The sequence below is a fragment of the bacterium genome (assembly GCA_016873475.1).
In the GTDB taxonomy this organism is placed as follows: domain Bacteria; phylum Krumholzibacteriota; class Krumholzibacteriia; order JACNKJ01; family JACNKJ01; genus VGXI01.
Window position 1 is genome coordinate 1 of record VGXI01000273.1, and the last position, 3538, is coordinate 3538.

Here is a 3538-nt window from a genome sequence, read left to right on the forward strand (position 1 = left end):
ATAACTTGTCGCCTCGTGACCTCTGTGCTCGGCTCCTTCGGGATTCTCTACCACAGTCAGGGCGAGGCCTACGACCGGTCGCCGCTGATCAGGCCCTTGAGCAGGCCGCCGCCGAGGCCGCCGAGGCCGCGCGATTCGTCGCGGCCACCGCCGGGCGCCAGGCTGCTCGCCTTGATGATGCGGTCGGCCAGGCGGCTGAAGGGCAGGGTCTGCAGGAAGACCTTGCCCGGTCCCTTGAGCAGCGCGAAGAAGAGGCCCTCGCCGCCGAAGAGGGCGTTCTTGAAGCCCCCGATGAACTGGATGTCGTAGTCTACGCTCTCCTGGAAGGCCACCAGGCAGCCCGTGTCCACGCGCAGGGTCTCGCCAACCTGTAGGTCGCGCTCGAGCACCGTGCCGCCCGCGTGGATGAAGGCGAGCCCGTCGCCCGCCAGGCGCTGGAGGATGAAGCCCTCGCCGCCGAAGAGGCCGGCGCCGAGGCGCTTCTGGAAGGCGATCGAGATCTCGATGCCGTAGGCGCTGCACAGGTAGCCGTCGCGCTGGCAGAGCCAGGTGCCGGTCTGCCCGAGGTCGAGCGGGATGATCTTGCCCGGATAGGGCGCGGCGAAGGCCGCGTCCCGCCGCTGGCGGCCCTGGTTCTCGAAGGTGGTGATGAAGAAGCTCTCGCCCACGATCGCGCGCTTGAGGCCCTTCATCAGGCCGCCCTGGGTGGAGGTCTCCATGAGGATGCCGTCCTCGAGGTAGAGCAGCGCGCCCGCTTCGGCGTGCACCGCCTCGCCCGGGTCCAGCGTGACGATCAGGGCCTGCATGTCGTCGCCCTTGACGACGTAGTCGATCTCATGCGCCATGGGGTTCCTCCCAGCCGGTGTCCACTGACAGCATAGCCCGCCGCCCGGCGCCTGGCAATGCCCAGACGCCGCTCGCATTTGCCCTTTGCCGGGGCTTGCGCTACACTGGCGCGCATCGCGCGCGCGACGGCGCTGGGCCGTTCGCGGCGCCGTTGCCCTACGCAGTACCCCCTTCCCCGCGTGAGGAGGCGAAGATGTCGCTCGACTGGCTACCCCGCGATAGCGCGCTCAAGGACCATGCGCTCTTCGGCAAGGAGCACTGGGGGACCAGCGCGCCCTGCACGCTTTACGAGCGCCGGCCATTGACGGATCCGGAGGGAAGACCCATTGCAGGTCTCTACACAGCCTGGATCACGCTGAACAACCCTACCCAGTTCAACAGCTACACCACGGAGATGGTCAAGGGTGTCATCGCCGGTTTCCAGGCGGCTTCCCAGGATCGCAGCGTCGTTGCCGCCATCTTCACGGCCGTCGGCGACCGCGCCTTCTGCACTGGCGGCAACACGAAGGAGTACGCCGAGTACTACAGCCAGCGTCCCCACGAGTACGGAGAGTACATGGACCTCTTCAATACGATGGTGGACGCCATCCTGAACTGCAAGAAACCCACGCTCTGCCGGGTCAACGGCATGCGCGTGGCGGGCGGCCAGGAAATCGGCATGGCCTGCGACCTCACCATCGCCTCGGACCTCGCCGTGTTCGGTCAGGCTGGGCCGAAGCACGGCTCCGCGCCCGACGGCGGCGCCACGGATTTCCTGCCCTGGATGCTCACTGCCGAGAACGCGATGTGGAACTGCGTCTCCTGCGAGATGTGGAGCGCCTACAAGATGCAGATGAAAGGGCTGATCACCAAGGCCGTACCCGTCCTTACGATCGACGGCGAGTTCCAGCGCAATCCGCTGGTGATCACCGACCGCTACGTCGACGACGGCGACATCGTCTACGGTGAGATGAAGCGCGGGGCGGCAGCCGCGGCGGCAAAGGAGCGACTCCAGGCTGGTACCATCGACCTCTCGCCGCTGGACCGGGAGGTGGATGCCATCGTCTGGCGATTCACGAACCTCTTTCCCGCCTGCCTGATCAAGTCCATCGACGGCATCCGCGCGAAGAAGAAGTTCTTCTGGGATCAGGCCAAGCTGCCCAACCGGCATTGGCTGGCGGCGAACATGAGCGGGGAGGCCTTCCTCGGCTTCTCCGCCTTCAACGCCAAGAAGCTCACGGGGCGCGACACCATCGACTTCGTGCGGTACCGACAGCTAATCGCCGCCGGCCATCCCCTCGACGAGGAGCTCTTCGCCGCCGTTCTCGCCAAGCCGCAGGCCTGAGATTCACCCTGCACTTGGGGCCATGCGCTGCGCCAGCAGCTTCTCGTGCCGGTACGCTCCCCAGAGCGCCGCACCATAGGCACCCGCGTGGATGGAATGCGCATGGGTGATGATTGCTGCGGGTTCACCTTCGGCCGCCAGCCCTTCGCCGATCGCCTTGACGAAGCCCTCGTCCCGGGCCAGGCCGCCGGTGATCGCCAGGGGATACTCCGCACCGACGCGCCGCAACAACTTGACGAAACGGCTGGCCATCGAGATGTGGATCCCTTTCAGGATGTTGGCGGTCGTGATGCCCCGGGACACCATGTTGATGACGTCCGTCTCGGCCAGCACGGCGCAGATGCCGCTGACCAGTTCCGGCGCTTCTCCCCGCAACGAGAGCGGTCCTACTTCGTCCAGACCAATGCCCAGATAGCGGCTGATATTCTCCAGGAACTGACCGCTGCCCGAAGCGCACTTTTTTGTCATCGCGTAGTGCAGCACCCGCGATCGCTCGTCGATGCGCATCACACGCCCATGCAGCGCGCCCGCATCGAGGACGGAGCGGCAGCGCGGCATCAAGTGCAGGGCGCCACGGGCGTGTGTGGTCATGCCGTAGAAGTGGCCGGTGCGGAAGTCAACGGGGTCGCCGTCTCCGGTGGAGGCGACGTAGTCCACGCGCTCTCGATCGAGGCGGGCGGTCGCCAGCGCACGCTCGAACACTTCGCCGACCACGTCCCGAAGATCGCGGCGCCGGATCCTTTCCGCGTCCTTGGCGAGCTCCGTGCACCCGTCCGCGTTCACCTGCAGGACCACCACCTTGACCGCGCTGGTGCCGACGTCGATGCCTGCCGTCAAGCTCATGTTGGCTCTCCTTTGAGCGCGGTCGGCGCCGTCTCGGGGCGCTCGCTCTTGCGTTTGGCGAACAGCGCCGCCCCCACCGCCCCGGTGTAGATCGAGTCGCTGTGGATGTTGAGAGCGATCTCCCGCCCGTAATGCTCGTCGACCAGCTTGCGCAGCTGCCCGACGGCCGCCCCGTTCTTGGCGACGCCGCCGGTGAAGGTGAACTCCTGGCGGATGCCCCCTGAGCGGGCGAGGAGCGACATCGCCCGCAGGATGATCGCCCGGTGCAGGCCGGCGAGGATGTCCTCTCGGCGGTGGCCGAGCGCAAGCTTCTCCCGGAACTCGGTACCGGCCCCAACCGTGCAGGTACTCGAAATGCTCAGTGGTCGCCTGGACTGGGAGGCAAGCGGTCCCAGCTGGTGGAGAGCGAGGTTCAACTCGTCTGCGATGTAGCCGAGGTAGCGACCGGTACCCGCAGCGCAGCGGTCGTTCATCTGGAAGGAGTCGACGATCCCGTGCTCGTCGACCTGGATCGCTTTCATGGGG

General features: G+C 66.6%; 4 protein-coding genes. 1 reads left to right on the forward strand and 3 read right to left on the reverse strand.

The annotated features are described in order from the left end of the window. Window positions 1–68: 68 nt before the first annotated feature. Window positions 69–845 carry a TIGR00266 family protein gene (locus FJ251_14535; protein ID MBM4118920.1) on the reverse strand — a complete coding sequence of 259 codons (777 nt, stop codon included), beginning with the start codon at window positions 843–845 and terminating at the stop codon, window positions 69–71. A 194-nt stretch (window positions 846–1039) separates the two neighbouring features. Between FJ251_14535 and oah the strand changes: the two genes are divergently transcribed. Continuing rightward, on the forward strand, window positions 1040–2170 hold the full coding sequence (gene oah, locus FJ251_14540) for a 6-oxocyclohex-1-ene-1-carbonyl-CoA hydratase (GenBank protein ID MBM4118921.1): 1131 nt from the start codon (window positions 1040–1042) through the stop codon (window positions 2168–2170). 3 nt (window positions 2171–2173) lie between these two features. Here the strand turns inward: oah and bcrD are convergent, their stop codons facing one another. Both bcrD and FJ251_14550 read right to left on the reverse strand, forming a co-directional pair. Continuing rightward, complete coding sequence (gene bcrD, locus FJ251_14545; GenBank protein ID MBM4118922.1) at window positions 2174–3013, reverse strand: benzoyl-CoA reductase subunit D; 840 nt, start codon at window positions 3011–3013, stop codon at window positions 2174–2176. Then, window positions 3010–3538 (reverse strand): hypothetical protein (locus tag FJ251_14550; protein ID MBM4118923.1); only part of this gene is annotated, 529 nt, incomplete at its 5' end. The genes bcrD and FJ251_14550, both read right to left, overlap by 4 nt.

Bases quoted from the DNA above. Each gene is read 5' to 3' on its own strand.
- FJ251_14535 (MBM4118920.1), bottom strand. From the start codon at position 845: ATGGCGCATGAGATCGACTACGTCGTCAAGGGCGACGACATGCAGGCC.
- oah (MBM4118921.1), top strand. From the start codon at position 1,040: ATGTCGCTCGACTGGCTACCCCGCGATAGCGCGCTCAAGGACCATGCG.
- bcrD (MBM4118922.1), bottom strand. From the start codon at position 3,013: ATGAGCTTGACGGCAGGCATCGACGTCGGCACCAGCGCGGTCAAGGTG.